Annotated in this window: 18 protein-coding genes, 1 tRNA gene and 1 pseudogene; 14 read left to right on the top strand and 6 right to left on the bottom strand. The window is 37.9% G+C overall.

Translation table 11 applies throughout. The features are described from left to right. The first annotated feature begins 13 nt into the window (after window positions 1–13). The 13 genes and pseudogenes from nosZ (at window position 14) to IPK35_21705 (ending at window position 11,966) form a co-directional block, all read left to right on the top strand. A pseudogene (gene nosZ, locus IPK35_21645) lies at window positions 14–2,003 on the top strand (Sec-dependent nitrous-oxide reductase). A 145-nt stretch (window positions 2,004–2,148) separates the two neighbouring features. Further along, window positions 2,149–3,162, top strand: a complete 1,014-nt coding sequence (locus IPK35_21650; protein MBK8055805.1) for a nitrous oxide reductase accessory protein NosL — start codon at window positions 2,149–2,151, stop codon at window positions 3,160–3,162. 9 nt (window positions 3,163–3,171) lie between these two features. Beyond that, window positions 3,172–4,422: a nitrous oxide reductase family maturation protein NosD gene (locus IPK35_21655; GenBank protein ID MBK8055806.1), complete on the top strand. Its 1,251-nt coding sequence runs from the start codon at window positions 3,172–3,174 to the stop codon at window positions 4,420–4,422. Continuing rightward, complete coding sequence (locus tag IPK35_21660) at window positions 4,419–5,129, top strand: ABC transporter ATP-binding protein (protein MBK8055807.1); 711 nt, start codon at window positions 4,419–4,421, stop codon at window positions 5,127–5,129. Before IPK35_21655 ends, IPK35_21660 begins: the two co-directional genes overlap by 4 nt. Continuing rightward, window positions 5,126–5,893: an ABC transporter permease subunit gene (locus IPK35_21665; protein MBK8055808.1), complete on the top strand. Its 768-nt coding sequence runs from the start codon at window positions 5,126–5,128 to the stop codon at window positions 5,891–5,893. The genes IPK35_21660 and IPK35_21665 overlap by 4 nt, the downstream gene beginning before the upstream one ends. Before the next feature lie 4 nt (window positions 5,894–5,897). Continuing rightward, window positions 5,898–6,194, top strand: a complete 297-nt coding sequence (locus IPK35_21670; GenBank protein MBK8055809.1) for a hypothetical protein — start codon at window positions 5,898–5,900, stop codon at window positions 6,192–6,194. A 42-nt stretch (window positions 6,195–6,236) separates the two neighbouring features. Then, window positions 6,237–6,620, top strand: a complete 384-nt coding sequence (locus IPK35_21675; GenBank protein ID MBK8055810.1) for a group III truncated hemoglobin — start codon at window positions 6,237–6,239, stop codon at window positions 6,618–6,620. A gap of 53 nt (window positions 6,621–6,673) precedes the next feature. Continuing rightward, window positions 6,674–7,120: a cytochrome c gene (locus IPK35_21680; GenBank protein MBK8055811.1), complete on the top strand. Its 447-nt coding sequence runs from the start codon at window positions 6,674–6,676 to the stop codon at window positions 7,118–7,120. A gap of 60 nt (window positions 7,121–7,180) precedes the next feature. Then, window positions 7,181–8,518: a cbb3-type cytochrome c oxidase subunit I gene (locus IPK35_21685; GenBank protein MBK8055812.1), complete on the top strand. Its 1,338-nt coding sequence runs from the start codon at window positions 7,181–7,183 to the stop codon at window positions 8,516–8,518. A gap of 57 nt (window positions 8,519–8,575) precedes the next feature. Then, window positions 8,576–9,376 (top strand): CbbQ/NirQ/NorQ/GpvN family protein, encoded by an 801-nt coding sequence (locus IPK35_21690; protein ID MBK8055813.1) that lies wholly within the window; start codon window positions 8,576–8,578, stop codon window positions 9,374–9,376. 31 nt (window positions 9,377–9,407) lie between these two features. After that, window positions 9,408–11,171, top strand: a complete 1,764-nt coding sequence (locus tag IPK35_21695; protein ID MBK8055814.1) for a VWA domain-containing protein — start codon at window positions 9,408–9,410, stop codon at window positions 11,169–11,171. Then, window positions 11,164–11,742 carry a cytochrome c oxidase subunit 3 gene (locus tag IPK35_21700; GenBank protein ID MBK8055815.1) on the top strand — a complete coding sequence of 193 codons (579 nt, stop codon included), beginning with the start codon at window positions 11,164–11,166 and terminating at the stop codon, window positions 11,740–11,742. Before IPK35_21695 ends, IPK35_21700 begins: the two co-directional genes overlap by 8 nt. Continuing rightward, on the top strand, window positions 11,739–11,966 hold the full coding sequence (locus IPK35_21705) for a cytochrome C oxidase subunit IV family protein (GenBank protein MBK8055816.1): 228 nt from the start codon (window positions 11,739–11,741) through the stop codon (window positions 11,964–11,966). The genes IPK35_21700 and IPK35_21705 overlap by 4 nt, the downstream gene beginning before the upstream one ends. A gap of 246 nt (window positions 11,967–12,212) precedes the next feature. Here the strand turns inward: IPK35_21705 and IPK35_21710 are convergent, their stop codons facing one another. From IPK35_21710 to IPK35_21720, 3 genes are all read right to left on the bottom strand, one after another. Continuing rightward, window positions 12,213–12,572 carry a hypothetical protein gene (locus tag IPK35_21710; GenBank protein ID MBK8055817.1) on the bottom strand — a complete coding sequence of 120 codons (360 nt, stop codon included), beginning with the start codon at window positions 12,570–12,572 and terminating at the stop codon, window positions 12,213–12,215. Beyond that, window positions 12,569–13,120 (bottom strand): LacI family DNA-binding transcriptional regulator, encoded by a 552-nt coding sequence (locus IPK35_21715; GenBank protein ID MBK8055818.1) that lies wholly within the window; start codon window positions 13,118–13,120, stop codon window positions 12,569–12,571. Before IPK35_21715 ends, IPK35_21710 begins: the two co-directional genes overlap by 4 nt. A 691-nt stretch (window positions 13,121–13,811) precedes the next feature. Further along, window positions 13,812–14,393 carry a sigma-70 family RNA polymerase sigma factor gene (locus tag IPK35_21720; GenBank protein MBK8055819.1) on the bottom strand — a complete coding sequence of 194 codons (582 nt, stop codon included), beginning with the start codon at window positions 14,391–14,393 and terminating at the stop codon, window positions 13,812–13,814. 221 nt (window positions 14,394–14,614) lie between these two features. Here IPK35_21720 and IPK35_21725 point away from each other — a divergent pair. Beyond that, window positions 14,615–14,696, top strand: a tRNA-Leu gene (locus IPK35_21725). 93 nt (window positions 14,697–14,789) lie between these two features. Here the strand turns inward: IPK35_21725 and IPK35_21730 are convergent. The 3 genes from IPK35_21730 to IPK35_21740 all read right to left on the bottom strand — a co-directional run bounded on the left by IPK35_21730 (window position 14,790) and on the right by IPK35_21740 (window position 17,145). Beyond that, the gene (locus IPK35_21730) at window positions 14,790–15,767 is read right to left on the bottom strand and encodes a group II intron reverse transcriptase/maturase (GenBank protein ID MBK8055820.1); all 978 of its coding nucleotides are present in this window, start codon (window positions 15,765–15,767) and stop codon (window positions 14,790–14,792) included. Beyond that, window positions 15,751–16,182: a hypothetical protein gene (locus tag IPK35_21735; GenBank protein MBK8055821.1), complete on the bottom strand. Its 432-nt coding sequence runs from the start codon at window positions 16,180–16,182 to the stop codon at window positions 15,751–15,753. The genes IPK35_21730 and IPK35_21735 overlap by 17 nt, the downstream gene beginning before the upstream one ends. A 531-nt stretch (window positions 16,183–16,713) precedes the next feature. Continuing rightward, on the bottom strand, window positions 16,714–17,145 hold the full coding sequence (locus IPK35_21740; GenBank protein ID MBK8055822.1) for an Hsp20/alpha crystallin family protein: 432 nt from the start codon (window positions 17,143–17,145) through the stop codon (window positions 16,714–16,716). Window positions 17,146–17,168: the final 23 nt, after the last annotated feature.

Raw genomic sequence — 17,168 nt, forward strand, 5'->3', positions numbered from 1 at the left:
AAACCAAATATTTATGAAAACCAATAAAATAATTTTATTAGCCCTTGTGGCCTTCATGACCATGTTTATCATGTCATGCCGCCCTAAAAACGCTGGTACAGCAGTAAAAGGAGATTCTGCTGTAAAGTCTTTTGTAGCTCCCGGCCAATATGATGAATACTATAACTTTGTGAGTGGTGGATTTAGCGGTCAGATGTCTGTTTACGGCCTGCCTAGCGGAAGATTATTCAGAGTGATACCGGTATTTTCTGTAGACCCTGAAAAAGGTTGGGGATATAGCGAAGAGACCAAACCAATGCTAAATACTTCACATGGATTTGTTCCCTGGGATGATCTCCATCACGTAGAGTTGTCTCAGACTACAGGTGAGATCAATGGAAAATGGGCTTTTGCCAATGCCAACAATACTCCGAGACTGGCGAGGGTCGATCTCAAAACATTTAAAACTGCTGAAATCATAGAATTGCCCAATAGCGGTGGAAACCACAGCTCCCCTTTTGGTACTGAAAATTCTGAATATATTGTAGCTGGTACTAGATTTAGCGTGCCCTCTGACTATGCTGACGGTGATGTTCCAATTGATTCTTACAAGAAAAATTTTAAGGGACACATCAGCTTTGTAAGTGTAAACAAAGAATCCGGTCAGATGGATATTGCATTCCAATTGAAAACACCGGGTGTCAATTTTGACCTTGCACGTTGCGGTAGAGATAAATCTCACGGATGGTTTTTCTTCTCTTGCTACAATACTGAACAAGCCAATACGCTCCTTGAAGTCAATGCGTCACAAAAAGATAAAGACTTCATCATGGCTGTCAACTGGAAAAAAAGCTGAAGAATATCTCAAGGCCGGTAAAGGTGTAAAACAAAAAGTAAAATATGCCCATAATGTTTGGGATGAACACTCTCATACAGCTACTTCTACTATCAAAAATGAAGTAACCGTTTTGGATGTTGCTGCACTGAAAGACATTTGTTATATGATCCCATGTCCTAAATCACCTCATGGTTGTGATGTGGATCCTACTGGTGAGTACATCGTAGGTAGTGGAAAATTAGCGGCTGTGATTCCTGTGTTCAGCTTTGATAAACTTCAGAAAGCCATTGCTGCAAAAGCATTTGACGGCGAATACGAAGGTATTCCTGTAGTAAAATACGAAGAAGCTTTATACGGAGAGGTTAAAAAACCAGGTCTTGGACCATTACACACTGAGTTTGATGGTAAAGGATTTGCTTATACTTCTTTCTTTGTATCATCTGAAGTGGTCAAATGGAATATCAAGGATCTTGCTGTGGTCGATAGAGTACCGACATTCTACTCAGTAGGACACCTTTGTATCCCTGGTGGAAATACAAGAAAACCATCTCCAAAATATCTGATTGCTTACAATAAAATCACAAAAGACAGATATCTGCCTACCGGACCTGAATTGACTCAAAGTGCACAATTATTTGACATCAGCGGTGAGAAAATGCAAATGATACTGGACTTCCCAACCATAGGAGAACCTCACTATGCACAGGCAGCACCTGCGGACATCATCAGAAATAATGGTCAGTTGAAAATTTATCCAATTGGTGAAAACAAACACCCAAGAGTCGCCAAAGGAGAAGCTGAAGCCAAAGTGGTGCGCGAAGGCAATAAAGTACACGTTTACATGACTGCTATCAGGTCTCACTTTGCACCGGACAACATTGAAGGTGTGCGCATGGGCGATGAAGTGTATTTCCATGTTACCAACCTTGAGCAGGACTGGGATGTTCCTCACGGATTTGTTATCAAAGGAGCCAACAATGCAGAATTGCTGATCATGCCGGGCGAAACCACCACCTTAAAATGGGTACCTGACAGAGTAGGTATCTTCCCGATGTATTGTACTGACTTCTGTAGTGCGCTCCATCAGGAAATGCAGGGATACGTAAGAGTATCTCCGGCAGGAAGTAAAACACCTTTGACATTCCACGTAGGAAAGCAGGCTCCTGCTGAAAAACCTGTTCAATAAAACTGGTTTTAACAGTTTATAACTAAAAAAAGGGGGCAGCGGGAATCATCTCTCTGCCCCTTTTTTTTGATAAAAAAGATTTAACTTTCAAAACAACAATTCTTACTTTTTGAAACAATCTTTTTAAAAATTTAAATACATAATCATGACATCTTTATCTAAATCATCAGTCATCATGCTGATACTGGCTGGTATTTGTATTCTTTCAGCGGTTTATTTTCCTATCTGGCGTATAGAACTGGATGCACCACAATATCCTGAAGGTCTTGCTTTGCTGATTTATGCTAATAGACTCGGTGGAGAAGTCGAAATCATCAATGGTCTGAATCACTATATCGGTATGAAAACACTGCATGCAGAGGAGTTTATTGAGTTTACAGTCCTGCCTTATATCATTGGCTTTTTTGGAATATGGGCTATTGTAGTTGGTTTGTATTTTAAAAGCAGAAGGTCAGTGTTGATTTTGTTGATTACATTCGCACTTTTTGGTATATTGGCCATGTACGACTTTTGGCGATGGGAATACGAGTATGGTCACAATCTGGATCCCACAGCTGCGATTATAGTACCGGGCATGGCATATCAGCCACCATTGATAGGATTCAAACAATTGCTCAACTTTGGGGCGTTTTCTATTCCGGACCTAGGTGGATGGATGATGTTAACTGGCGGTGTTTTAATAGGATTGGTGTATGTTTTGGAAGCCGGATTACTCAATAGATTTTTTAAAAAAAATATCAAAACTATGCTCTGGATCCTTCTTTTAGTAACTATGATGTCCTGTAGTCCTGATGGTCCAGAACCTATCGTATTACACAAAGATACTTGTGCCTACTGTAAAATGAATATATCCGAGGGCCACTTCGCTGCTGAACTTATCACCAAAAAAGGTCGCGTTTTCAAATTTGATGATATCTCTTGCCTGATCGAATTCAAAAAAGAGAACCCTGACAAAGAAGTCAAGAGCCATTATGTACACTATTATCCCGGAAACAATGAGTTGATACCAGCAGAAACTGCCCATTACATTAAAGGTGGAACACTCCGAAGTCCCATGGCTGGAAATATAGCAGCTTTTAAGACCGAAGCAGAAGCTAGTGAGCACATACAAAAACTGAATGCAGAAAAAACTGACTGGAACACTCTTTTCAAAGATTAAATAATATTAATGTCGTTTATCGTACATAAAATAATTCTCTTGTTTTTACTACTTGTCACCATGACACAAGTGGCAATGAGTCGCATTATCCATGTAGGTCCCGGCAAAGAGTTCAAAAATATCAGACCTGCATTGCTTGTCGCAAAAGACTATGATACCGTTTATGTGTATCACAGCCAGTACAAAGAAGGGAATATCGTCATCAACAAAAAGATAGTGATGATAGGTGTAGAACTGCCTGTCATAGACGGAGATAAAAAATATGAAGTAGTATCTATAAAATCAGATGATGTAGTTTTTAAAGGATTTCAGGTCCAAAACTCAGGATTTGCTACCCTCAATGATCCGGGCGGTATCAAAGTCTATGATGCATCTGGTGTTGTAATCGAAAATAATGTATTGGACAATAACTTTTTTGGGATTTACATTCAATTTGGGAAAAACTGCATCATCCGCAATAATCGGGTAAAAGCTTACGGTGTCGAAGAACAACAAATAGGAAACGGAATCCACTGCTGGAAATCAGATAGCTTACAAATCATCGGCAACTATATACAGGGCCACAGAGACGGTATTTATTTTGAATTTGTGACTCACTCCATCATCTGGCGCAATATTTCAAAATTTAACATCAGGTACGGCCTGCATTTCATGTTTTCCAATGATGATGCTTATATCAATAATTTCTTTGAAGCCAACGGTGCCGGAGTAGCAGTGATGTACACCAAAAATGTCATCATGTATAGCAATACCTTCAAAAACAGTACGGGTGATGCGTCTTATGGTATCCTGCTCAAAGAGATTTCGGATGCAGAGATAAGAGGCAACAGATTTATCAATAATACTTCAGCGCTTTTTCTGGAAGGAGCCAATCGGATACTGATCCACAAAAATGTGTTACAAGGCAACGGCTGGGGTTTAAAGATTCAGGCCAACTGCATGGATAATACCATCACAGAAAACAATTTTACCGGCAACACTTTTGACGTCAGTACTAACGGTTCTTTGGTGCTCAATACTTTTAATAACAACTACTGGGACAAATACGAAGGATATGATCTGGATAAAAACGGCATTGGAGATATACCCTTTCATCCGTTGAGCCTGTACTCTGTCATCATCGAAAACAATCCTATAGCCATGTTATTGTACCGGAGTTTTATGGTCACTTTATTGGAGCGAACAGAAAAGCTCATCCCGAGTATCACTCCAGAAAATTTCAGGGATGACAGGCCTGTTTTAAAACCTTATGATTTATGATCCAACTCAATAATATATATAAAAGTTTTGGCAAAACGCAGGCCTTGAAAAATGTCTCGATGCATCTGTCAGCAGGCAAATGTTTCGGACTGATCGGTCCTAATGCCTGTGGCAAAACCACCATCATCAAGAGCATTCTTAGTATGGTGGTACCCAGTGCAGGAACTATCCTGTTTGATGACAAAAATATCCAAGGTGAAGTCAGCTATAAAAATCATATCGGCTACATGCCACAGATAGGCAGATATCCTGAAAATATGAGTATCAAACAAGTGATCGATATGATCAGAGACATCAGAGGATATCAGGGCGTAGAAGACAGAGAGTTGTACGATGCATTTGGTATTGAACAATTTGGTGATAAAAAAATGAGAACATTGTCCGGCGGTACTACGCAGAAGGTGAGCGCCACTTTGGCCTTTTTGTTTGATCCGCCTGTACTTATCCTGGATGAACCCACTGCAGGTCTTGATCCCATATCATCAGAACTATTGCGCGAGAAGATCATCAAAGAGCGTGAAAACGGTAAGCTTATCTTGATCACTTCGCATTTACTCAGTGAGTTGGATGACCTACTGACAGATATCATTTTTATGCAGGAAGCAGAAGTTCTGTTCAATAAGTCCGTTGATGCCCTTTTTGAAGAAACTGGGGAGGAAAGAGTATCCAAAGCCGTCAGCAAACTTCTAAAAATAAAAAGAGCATGAAGGGAATAACGAAGTTTGTGATTGCTGATATATTAAAAAATCGTATTATCCTGTTTTATGCATTGATATTGGGAGTATTTTCCTGGAGTATCTTCAGCCTTGAAGACAATACATCCAAGGGTATCATGTCCCTCCTTAACATTATACTGCTGACGGTACCACTTGTCTCTATTATTTTTTCAAATATCTACATGTACAATAGTGCCGAATTCATAGAACTGCTCGTAAGCCAGCCGGTAAAAAGATCAGCTATCTGGACTTCGCTGTTTATCGGCCTTGCCATAGCGCTCAATGTATCATTTCTGGTAGGCATAGGTATTCCTGTGTTGCTGTTTGTTCCCTTTATGACTGGTATGACCGTCATCGTCACAGGTATGCTGATCACGACTATATTTGTATCCATCGCCATGCTTTGCTCCATCCTTATGAGAGACAAGGCACGTGGCATAGGGCTTTCGATCATGATATGGTTGTTTCTTTCGCTTATTTATGACGGATTGGTGCTATTTTTTATGTTTCAATATGCAGACTATCCCATCGAAAAGCCCATGGCTATATTTTCAGCGCTAAACCCGATAGACTTGGCAAGAATTCAGGTACTCCTTCAGGTGGATGTCGCTGCACTCATGGGATATACAGGTGCGATATTCAAAAAAATGTTTGGAACCATGACAGGGTATCTGATATCTCTGATAATGATGCTACTTTGGATTGTGATTCCATTTTTGATTTCATTAAAATTATTCAATAAAAAAGACCTTTAATACGATGATAATTGAGGAAATACAGGAAAAATTAATGTCCGCCTCCAAGCCGGTAGCGAGACTTTATTACAAGAGCGGAGATGTGAAGACCATTTTCATCGGCTTTAAGAAAGATATGGTATTGGATCAGCATAAGACCCATCTACCTGCTCGACTGACAGTGATCACCGGCAAAGTGACGTATGTACAGGCAGGTGAATCGACACCATTGAACCAATACGAATACAAAGATATACCTGTAGATATCATGCATGAGGTGCATGCTGATGAAGACAGTTTGTGCATGTTGATACAAGGATAAAATTAAAACAAAAGATGTTTTCGGCATATAAAATCAAATTAAATGAAGAAAAAAGATATTGTTAATCGAGCCGATATAGAAATACTTGTCAACAATTTTTATGACAAAGTCATGAAGGATGATCTGATAGGTCTTATGTTTGATCATGTAGACTGGACAAAACACTTGCCTTTGATGTATGATTTTTGGGACAATGTACTTTTTCACACAGGCAATTATACCGGCAATCCCATGGGAAAGCACATGATAGCTCATGCCCGAAACCCTATGACGGCTGTTCATTTTGACAGATGGTTACTGCTCTTTTTTGAAACTGTAGACGAAGGTTATTCCGGCAACAATACACAATTGATCAAGGAAAGGGCCAAGAGCATTGCTACCATCATGCAGATTAAGTTATTTGGTAACGAATTAATTTTAAAATAAAACAAAACTCAATAAGGCAATTTTGCCAATTTAACCAATCAAAACTTTTCATTATGTTATCAAAAAGTCAGGCAAGAACATTTTTTCTTGGAGGCACTATTGTGTCTTTTGCTGTTTTTCTTGGATTGTCATGGCATAGTTTAAGTACTGAAGTGCCAAAACAAACCAATGAAGAAAATTTAACTCCGGAAGTTGTCAGAGGCAAACAATTGTGGGAGAGTAACAACTGTATGGGGTGTCATACTATTCTTGGTGAGGGTGCGTACTATGCGCCGGAACTTACACGTGTTATTGACAGGAGAGGTGATGCTTATGTCAAGACGGTACTAATATCTAAAGTACCTTGGGCCCCAAGGGGTCGCAAGATGGTCGCCTATGCATTTCCAGAAGATCAGGCCAACGACCTTGTGGCTTTCTTTAAATGGATTAATGAAGTGGATTTAAATGGTTTCCCACCAAAACCAAAATATAAGATGACACAAAATACTGATTCTAAATAATTCGTGCAATATCTTAAATTGATAAATGCACATTTTAATAACCAACTAAAAATAAATAAAATGAAATATAAATCACAAAAAGTTGCATACTGGTTTTTTGCACTTTCCATGTTATTGTTGTCTCTTCAGATTATATATGGGTTTATAATGGGATTTGCTCATATGGGATACGACAATCTTCATGATTTCATACCATTTAACACAGCACGTGCTGTACATACCAACCTTCTCGTGGTTTGGTTACTATCAGGGTTTATGGGTGCCGCCTATTACATCATACCGGAAGAGGCTGAAAATGAATTGGTGAGTGTAAAGTGGGCCTATATCCAGCTTATATCTTTGGCCGTAGTCGGAGTAGTTGCGATCATAGGATATCATTTCAATTACTGGGAAGGTCGAAAATTTTTGGAGATACCAAGACCTTTGGATTATTTAGTCGTAGTCAATGTTCTCCTATTTCTCGGCTTGATTCTGGCAACTCTTTTCAAAGGTAAAAAAAGAACCACTACTTCTTTGGTACTCACCATGGGATTGTTTTTCGCTGCCTTACTGTACCTCCCGGGTATGATATGGTTTGACAATCAGACTATGGATTCATTCTTCAGATGGTGGGTAGTGCATCTTTGGGTAGAAGGTGTATGGGAACTTATCATGGGTGGTATTTTGGCATTCTTGCTGATAAAAATTACAGGAGTGGACAGAGAAGTAATCGAAAAATGGCTTTATGTCATCGTCGGTTTGACATTCATCTCAGGTATATTGGGTACAGGTCACCATTATTACTATATAGGCACACCAAGGTATTGGCTGATCATCGGAGGTATATTTTCTGCTTTAGAACCATTGGCATTTTTAGGAATGGCACTTTTTGCCATAGCTATGTACCGCAAGGGTGAAAAGAAACATCCTAATAAAATCGCATTAATGTGGACGCTGGGTACAGCCATAGTTTCATTTGTAGGAGCAGGATTACTTGGATTGGCGCATACACTTCCACAAGTCAATATGTGGACACATGGCACCCTTGTCACTGCTATGCATGGGCACCTGGCGTTCTGGGGAGCCTATGGCATGATTGTGCTGGCCATCATTTCTTATACTATGCCCAATATGACCGGTCGCAAATTTTATGACTCTAATAACGGGTTGATGGCATTTTGGCTGTCAAACATCGGAATGATAGGTATGACCACCGCTTTTGCAGCAGCAGGTGTGGCGCAGGTGTATCTGGAAAGGATCATGGGTATGGATTTCGGAGAGGCTCAAAAGGAAATTGAGGTTCACTTTATGATTCTGGTATTGTGCGCATCGCTGTTTACAGTAGGCATTGTATATTTTATATATGAATTTATAAAGTATGGCCGACCTACAGACGAAGCTTTAGAACCACATCAATAACCACTACAAAAGCCACCATTTATGATGGTGGCTTTTGTTTTAAAAAATAAATATAAAATGGTATTAGAAGAAACTTTGCCCAAAACAAAGGCACCATATTACAAACAAACAGGAAAAGAACTTGAAATTTTTGACAAAGTGTGGGCCAACAGGTTACCATTGTTGTTAAAAGGCCCGACCGGCAGTGGAAAGTCTAGATTTGTCGAATATATAGCTCATCAATATCAAATACCGTTGATTACCGTGAGCTGCCATGAAGAAACTTCAGCTACTGACCTTATAGGAAGGTTTATCATAAAAGGAGCTGAAACTGTATGGATAGATGGACCATTGACCATTGCTGTCAAGAGCGGATCTATTATGTATTTGGATGAAATTGCCGAAGCCCGTCCGGATGTCATTGTAGCAATCCATTCTTTGACTGATCACAGAAGGCAGTTGTACATTGATAAATTAGGTCAGACAATTGAAGCACATGAAAATTTTTTGCTGATAGCTTCATTTAATCCCGGATACCAGCGAGGATTTAAAGAATTAAAACCATCCACGAGGCAGAGATTCGTTTCTATACCTTTTAATTATCCTGAAAACAAATTGGAATCAGAGATACTCAGCAATGAGACGGGTATTGATACTGCTACAGCAAATAAGTTGGTCAATATCGGTACCAAAATAAGAAATCTTAGAGAATTAGGGTTGACAGAAACGGCGTCTACCAGGTTACTTGTTGATGCGGCTAAACTTATAGTCAGTGGATTGCCTAAAAGACTTTCCGTAAGGCATGCGATCATAGAACCACTCACTGATGATCCGGATATTTCCCAAGCTCTGGCAGATGTTTGTGATTTGCTGATATAGAAGTGATTTAAAAAAATATTAATAACTTAACATGGATCTGGACGAAATTCTTTTTACCAAATTTTCAAAATATTTCAAGAAAAGAAATAAAGAGAAAGATCCGTTATCGTACAGAAGGGTCTATCTTCAGGATATCATTTCAAAACTGACCCTTATATCGAGGGCTTTTACAGGAAATAACATTGAAATATTTCCGGCAGAAATGGAAGGTGGTTATAAAGACCTTAACTTTTTTCTTCCCAAGTCCATGGACATCTTTGAAGACCCAAAAGATAACCTGAAGTTTTATTTTTTCAGGGTAGTCTATCTGACCATACAGCAAAAAGAATCATTAAACTGGTCGAAAGATGATATCGATCCCGATCTGGTCACATCAAGAATCAAAGCAAAGGAAGCATCCATACAAGTGCTTCATATTATGGAAAAAGACTACCCGCAAGTGATGGACATTTACCAGAACATGTTTTCATTTCTAGTCAATAATACAAAAGATCATGACCTCCCTTTGTATTGGCTTTATGGCAAATGGATGAAAAACAGCATATCTGCTGATGGGACAAAATCAGAAAATGGTATACCTGCAGCTTATACAAAACCTGAATCTATAAAGCCTGAAACTATCCTTAAAGCAAGGGCTGTTGAGGAAATCAAAAGCATTCAGGTGGACAAAAAACAACAGGAAGACTATGTACTTACCCACAATTTTGAAAAAGTGGAAACGGCGGAAGAGTTTGATGGTACTTGGAGGGATTTTGATGGAGATGACGACCTTCAGGATCATCAGGAAGCCTTGGAAGAGTTAAGTATGAAACTTACAGTAAGGGTTGATGATCAGGTACATTCGGTCTATCAGGCAGACTTTATTGAGAATACTTCCATCGCAGAAAGCTCTGACAAAACCGACCATCATAGCTTTGTTTCATTACCGGAATGGGATTACAGATCCAAGTCCTATAAAAAAGACTACTGTAAGGTATTTCCTACTTTTTGCATGGAGAAAAATGCAGCATACTACACTACTACTATTAAAGAGTATGGCAAGGAACTCACAGCAATGCGCAAAATGCTCACAAATTACAATAATAAAAGAAAACAATTAAGGCGGCAGACCGATGGACAGGAATTTGATTTAGACGCAATAACTGATCTTTATGCTGATGTTCATTCAGGCAAAACACCTTCTGATCGTATTTATTTATCATCTCAAAAGAAAGAAAAGGATCTTTCAATCCTGCTATTGCTGGATAGTAGTTTGTCGAGTGATGGCTATGCTGCAGGAAACAGAGTCATTGATGTGGAAAAACAGGTATCTATTATTTTTGGAGAAATATTGAATGAATTTTATGTTGATTTTTCAGTTGCTGATTTCCACTCATCTACCAGAAACTTTATTACATATCGCACTTTAAAGGATTTTGATGAATCATGGAATAGTGGCAAAATGAATATCGGGGCATCACAACCATCAGGATATACTCGAATAGGAGGAGCACTGAGATATGCAACTGCGCTCCTCAATAATCGACAAACTTCCAATAAATGGATCATTCTGCTGTCGGATGGAAAACCCAATGATTATGACAAATATGAAGGAAAATATGGTATTCAGGATGTAAAACAAGCTCTGCGTGAAGCCAATGAGTCTCATGTCAATTCGTATGCTCTGGCTATAGAAGCACAGGCTAAATACTATTTACCTCAAATGTTTGGACAAAACCATTACCAGATACTTTCATCACCCCAGGAATTAATTTCTTCCATGGTAAGATTGTTTGAAAAAATTAACCATGGATAGTAGTCAAAAAGCAAATTTTTTCTATCCACCCGGTGGAATTCTCATATGGATCATAGTGTTTCTGGAGCTTACTGTATTTTTTGCTGGTTTGATTGTAATGAAAAGTATGTCTCACGATCAGTTGGATATGTTTAAGCAATCAACATCTGAACTAAACTTAGTCGCAGGATCAGTCAATACCAATATTCTCTTGATTGGCGGTTATCTCATCACAAAGTCTTTAAGCAGCCTGGATAATCAAGAGGTGACAAAACATAAAAAATATCTTCTCGCTACCATCATCAGTGGCTTGGTTTTCACCTTCATCAAAGTGATTGAATACAGTGAAAAAATCTCACATGGTTTGACAATTTCATACAACACTTTTTATACATTTTACTGGTTGATTACTGCATTTCATTTGCTTCATGTATTGGCTGGTGTTGCCATTCTTATGTATTTCTATTATAAAGATACTGATCAAAACAGAAAGGAATATTCTGAAAATTTAGAGGCCGGAGCGGTTTTCTGGCATATGTGTGACTTAATTTGGGTATTGGTATTTGCTGTTATTTATTTATACTGGAGATGAAGCTGACAAATTTTGTAATTTTGATTATATTGATATTATTGACATTCTTGTCGGTATTTTCTGTTCAGTTTGATCAGGTGCCTGGACTATTGCTTGTTACAGCAGGTCTAAAGTTTATTATGATCTCATTCTATTTTATGGAGATAAAGGATGCAAATATTGGCTGGAAAACGATTATTTTTGGATATATTTTATTGTTCAGTTTAGTATTCTTACTAATATGATTAATTGCATCTTCATTTAAGCTGTAACATAGTATCTTGAAAATCAAAAACAACATTTATAAAAAGATTTGGTGTATTAGTTTTACTTTATCACCTTCAAAAATCAATGTCAACTACACATTTCATTAAAATGTAATAAATGTCATAGTTGTAGTGAAATGTATTGGTTAAATTAAGGTCACAACTGTTGGGTTAACCCAACAGTTTCCAATCAACCGCAAGTCTGTGTTATTTGACAAAGGTGTATTAGTCAGAATCAAAATCTACTAATTCAGAACTTACAACAAGGTGGTCAATTTCTGAGCGATCTGTTTTGTTTTTTATGTATTTCAAAAGAAAAGAAGAAGCTGTTATACCTAACTCATAACCCGAATATCTTATATGAGAAATTTTAGGAAACAGCTGAGTAGTTAAAACACCATCACTGATTGTAATTAAGCTAATATTTCCGGTAATCTGTCTGTTTTTCAAAAGAATCGGATAGGTAATTAATAATAACTCGTCATTCATGATAAATATTCCATTGTATGGGGTACTTCTCAATTTATTTTCAAGCTTATTTAGATCGGGTTCATTAAATACAATATCATACTCCGAAAAAATCACATTATGCTCTTTTTATCCTTTTTGATGAGGAATTCTGTTGCGCGATAAGCGGCAGTTTTGTTGTCAATAGACACTGTTGAATAAGGAGCAACATAATCGCTGGAATTATCAATAATCACAAATGGAATACTGGCATCAGTTAATTGTCTCAAATGATCTGTGTAACTGCTGGCCAGACCAATAAGGACACCATCTACCAACCAGCTCATACAATGATTAATTATTTCTTTTTCTTTGTTTAAATCGAGATCTGAAAAAAATACAATCATTCCATAGCCCTCCTTTTTTAAATGTTCATTTATGGCATCCAACAAGTTTGGTATAAAGAACATATTATATGATGGCAATATCACTGCAATGAGTCCTGAGCTTCTTTTCCTGAAAAATCTGGCGTGTAGGTTAGGTTGATAATTAAATTCTATGGCAGCAGCTTTTACCCTTTCTCTGGTTTCAGGCTTGATGTCAGGGTGATCTGCCAATGCTCTGGATACAGAAGAAGGGTTAAGAGAAAGCAATTTTGCTAATTCCTTAATGCCGAGGCGTTTCATTGGGGTTTATTGTTATGATCCAAGTATAAACGGACACTGACTCAAAAATAAATATTCATCAAAAGATTCAGTGCCATATTTTTTAGTCAAAATAAATTTGCGAGCAAAATTGATTTGATTTATCTCTTCTAAAATTTAAAATATTAGAGTTTAAATTTTTACCATTTGGCTCTCAGCGGAATATTTAAACATTCTATTTAAAATCAAACTCTCCGACTATTCAAATACTTTAATTATAATTTTGTAAAATTAAAAATTGTAAATCATTAATAAGTACAATTGATGAAAATATTTTATTATTATTTTGACTCAATGTAAAATATAAGTCTAAAGTTGACAAAATACCTGCTATAATATAATGTAAAACTAAACTCCAATGAAAGGCATGAAATTAAAATGAATATAGTATTCTATAGTATTCTATTAATCTATCTATGTATTTATAGCCTTTATACCAAATAATAGATGGTTGATTAATTAATAAATCGATTGCGGAACCGATTGCAGAAAAATTTAGACTTTTAAGAAGCTTAGGATCTAATTATGGCTTGATGCAGTACAAATACCATTATGTGATATTAGAAATTTTTCCAATAAAAAGGAGCGGCAATACATGATTACCACTCCTTTTCTGACAAACAAAACTAATTTATTTGGCTTATACGCCATCTTTTTGAAGGAAATGCAACGATTATTGAATTACCATCTCTTCTTCTGTAACCATTTTTCGGAGATTGATAAGCGCATATCTCATTCTACCTAAAGAAGTATTAATGCTTACTCGTGTCATCATGGATATTTCTTTAAAACTCATATCTGCATAATGACGCAGGATGACTACTTCCCTCTGTTCATCGGGAAGTTGATCGATAAGATCACGAATTTTAGTGTGCACCTGACTCTTGATGATGGATTTTTCCATATGATCATCTTTACACTCCAAAACACTAAAGATATCGAAAGTCTCCGTATTGGAAATTTTGGACATTCTTTTGGATTTGCGGAAATGATCTACGCACATATTGTAAGATATACGCATCGCCCATTGAAGGAACTTTCCTTCATTATTGTATTTTTCTTTTTTTAGTGTATCTATAATTTTAATAAATACATCCTGAAAGATATCTTCAGCAAGTTCAGTGTCTTTGACAAACAAATAAATGGAAGTATAAATTTTATCTTTATACCTTTTTAAAAGTACTTCGAAAGCTGAATGATTACCACAAAGATAACTGGAAATAAGTTCCTGATCGTTTAACATCTTAAGCTGCATACCTACACTATGATTTACGGATTAATAAATTTTCTTATTTTAGTGTAGAGTTTAGACTATAAGCGCTTAAATTTTTTGATGTTAATGAATAAAGAATTTCAGAAATAATGCACAAAGATAACACACTTTTTCAACTTGTCAATAGTTTATAAAAAAAATGTGAGAATTTTTCCTATTAATAGGTTTCAAACAATAAATTTTTTACTTTTGCAAGCTTTCAGGCCGAAGTGGTGAAACTGGTAGACACGCACGTTTCAGAGGCGTGTGACGCGAGTCATGCGGGTTCGAGTCCCGCCTTCGGCACAAATCGAGTAAGAGACAAAGGTAATTAAAAAAATAGATTACCTTTGTCGTCTTCTCACACCACCGTATGTACTTACGTGTACGGCGGTTTCTTTAGGTGGATTTGTGCAGATGGTTGTAGTTGGAGACTAAATCGTAGTATCCAATCTTTGTAAACCACTCGTTATTCATCCCGATATTGGTGCCTGGAGTGTTTGATAGACGCCACCAGCCTTTGCCACTTAGGGCTGTCAGCCAGCTCAATTTCTCACTTACGCCTTGGCTCCTTAGGAATCTGACAATACCAATCTTGCGTTTGCATTGTTTTATCCTAAAGCATCTTATTCGTCTTTTCAGCCAGCTGTTGATTCTTTCTATCTTCGATTTCATTTCTGATCTCTTGAAGTATTGTAACCAACCACGCAATAAGCTATTTACTTCCTTTATCAACTGATCCAGACTGATCCCACGTCGACGTGATGTCAGATCTTTTAGCTTCGACTTAAGTCGTAATTCGCTCGGCTTACTTAGATAAAGGCGACCACCACCACCTAGACTATGACCTAAAAACGCTACTTCATGTACTTTCCGTACTCCGCTCTTTTCTACATTTACTTTCAGACGCATTTTCTTAGTTATGTATTCGCTAATGCTAACATATACCCGTTCGGCACTTTGTTTACTTCTTACAAAGATCAAAACGTCATCTGCGTATCTTACATAACTCAGTCCACGCCTAGCCAGTTCTTGGTCCAGTTCATCTAATACGATGTTGGATAACAACGGACTCAGTGGGCTTCCTTGTGGTGTCCCCTTTATCCGTTGATGCGATACGCCACCTAACAGTATGCCACTACGTAGTATCTTTCTGATTAGGTCTAGTAATCGTTTGTCACCCATCCGTAAACTCAGATGCCACATCAATCGGCTATGATTCACTTCATCAAAGAATTTCTCTAAGTCGATGTCGACTACTCGTGTCTTCCCTGTTTTAACGTGTGACTGGGCTAACTTTAGTGCGCTCTCTGTTCCACGGCCTGGCCTAAATCCATGGCTGCTTTCCGTAAATGTAACTTCATAATACCTTACCATCACTTGGCTGATGGCTTGCTGTACAACTCGGTCTTTTACCGTCGGTATGCCCAGTAGCCTTTTGCCCCCTTTTGGGTTTCGGTATCTCTACTCCACGTACTAATGAAGGGCGATAGTCTCCGTTTAGGATTTCTGTCTTTAGTGCTCCATGGTGCGTTCTAAACCATTTTCCGAACTCCTTGACATCTATTCCATCTACTCCCGGACTACCTGCGTTCGTTTTCACGTGTCGGTAGGCTTTTACTAGATTCCTTAGCGACGCTATCTCTTCCAGTACGTTCATCGTCTGTTCTCTCTCTTGCCAGCATCTGGAAGTCCACTTCGGACATACCTTTCCACTTCCGTCGTACCATACGGGTAGTTCATCATTGAATAGGCTGCTATTATTTCCTTCTCCCTGTCCAGCAGGTTGCATCGGTTTAGCATTTTCCTTGTCCTTAATCATTGGCCTTTACCATTACTTTCAAAAAATTAACATCCTAAAGATTCGATCCTTCGCTCCACATCCATTACAGATGATTCTTCACTACTATGATCTCTGCTGACTTCCTTTAAATAGTCCTTTACTTCCCTTGCGCTTTGTTCCGTCTCAGGTCGCTATTTATAGGATCTCCCAAGGTAAGTTCAATCTCTTTCCGTGTAACTGACATATTTTACTACCATTGTTTACGTCCGACTATTGGGCTTCGCAATCTATTGCTCACTTACCCACAATGTAAGCCTTATAATATGTTTCTGTTCGTTCAATCACACTCTTGCCGCCTGCTTCCTTCAGATTCTCAATTACTCAAGACACCCTTGCTATTGGCTAACGATTCCTATCGGCTGGCTCGTCGAGGACTTTCACCCCTTAGATATTAAACATGCTTGGCGCACAAATAAAAGGGCTGTTATTATTTTAGCAGCCCTTTTTATTTGTTAATCAACCCCGGATTTTATTTGATTTCTATAGTGGCAGGAGCTTTAGGTTTTGCCTCTTCCTTTTTGGAAGTACAAGCTTAAGGATGCCATTATGATACTCCGCTTCAATTTTTTCAGTTTCGATTTTGTCAGAAAGGTGAAATGATCTTTTGAAAGATTGATAATTGAACTCTTTTCTTGTCCATTTGCCTTCTTCTTTATCTTCGGTCTGAGCTTCTTTTGAAGCTGAAATGATCAATTGATCTTTCTCTACAGCAACATTAAAGTCTTTTTTATCAAGACCTGGTGCTGCTACTTCCAGTATCACATTGTCATTGTCTTCAGAAACGTTGACAGAAGGGGTAGTGACTGCAAAATCAGAACCTACAAGATCTGAAATACTGCGATTAAATACATCGTCCAACAAATTTGTGAACGATTTGCCCTGCAAGAATGGATTTACTTTTACGATATTCATGATATTAAGGTTTTAATGGTTAA

The sequence above is a fragment of the Saprospiraceae bacterium genome (genome assembly GCA_016713025.1).
Taxonomy (GTDB): Bacteria; Bacteroidota; Bacteroidia; order Chitinophagales; family Saprospiraceae; genus OLB9.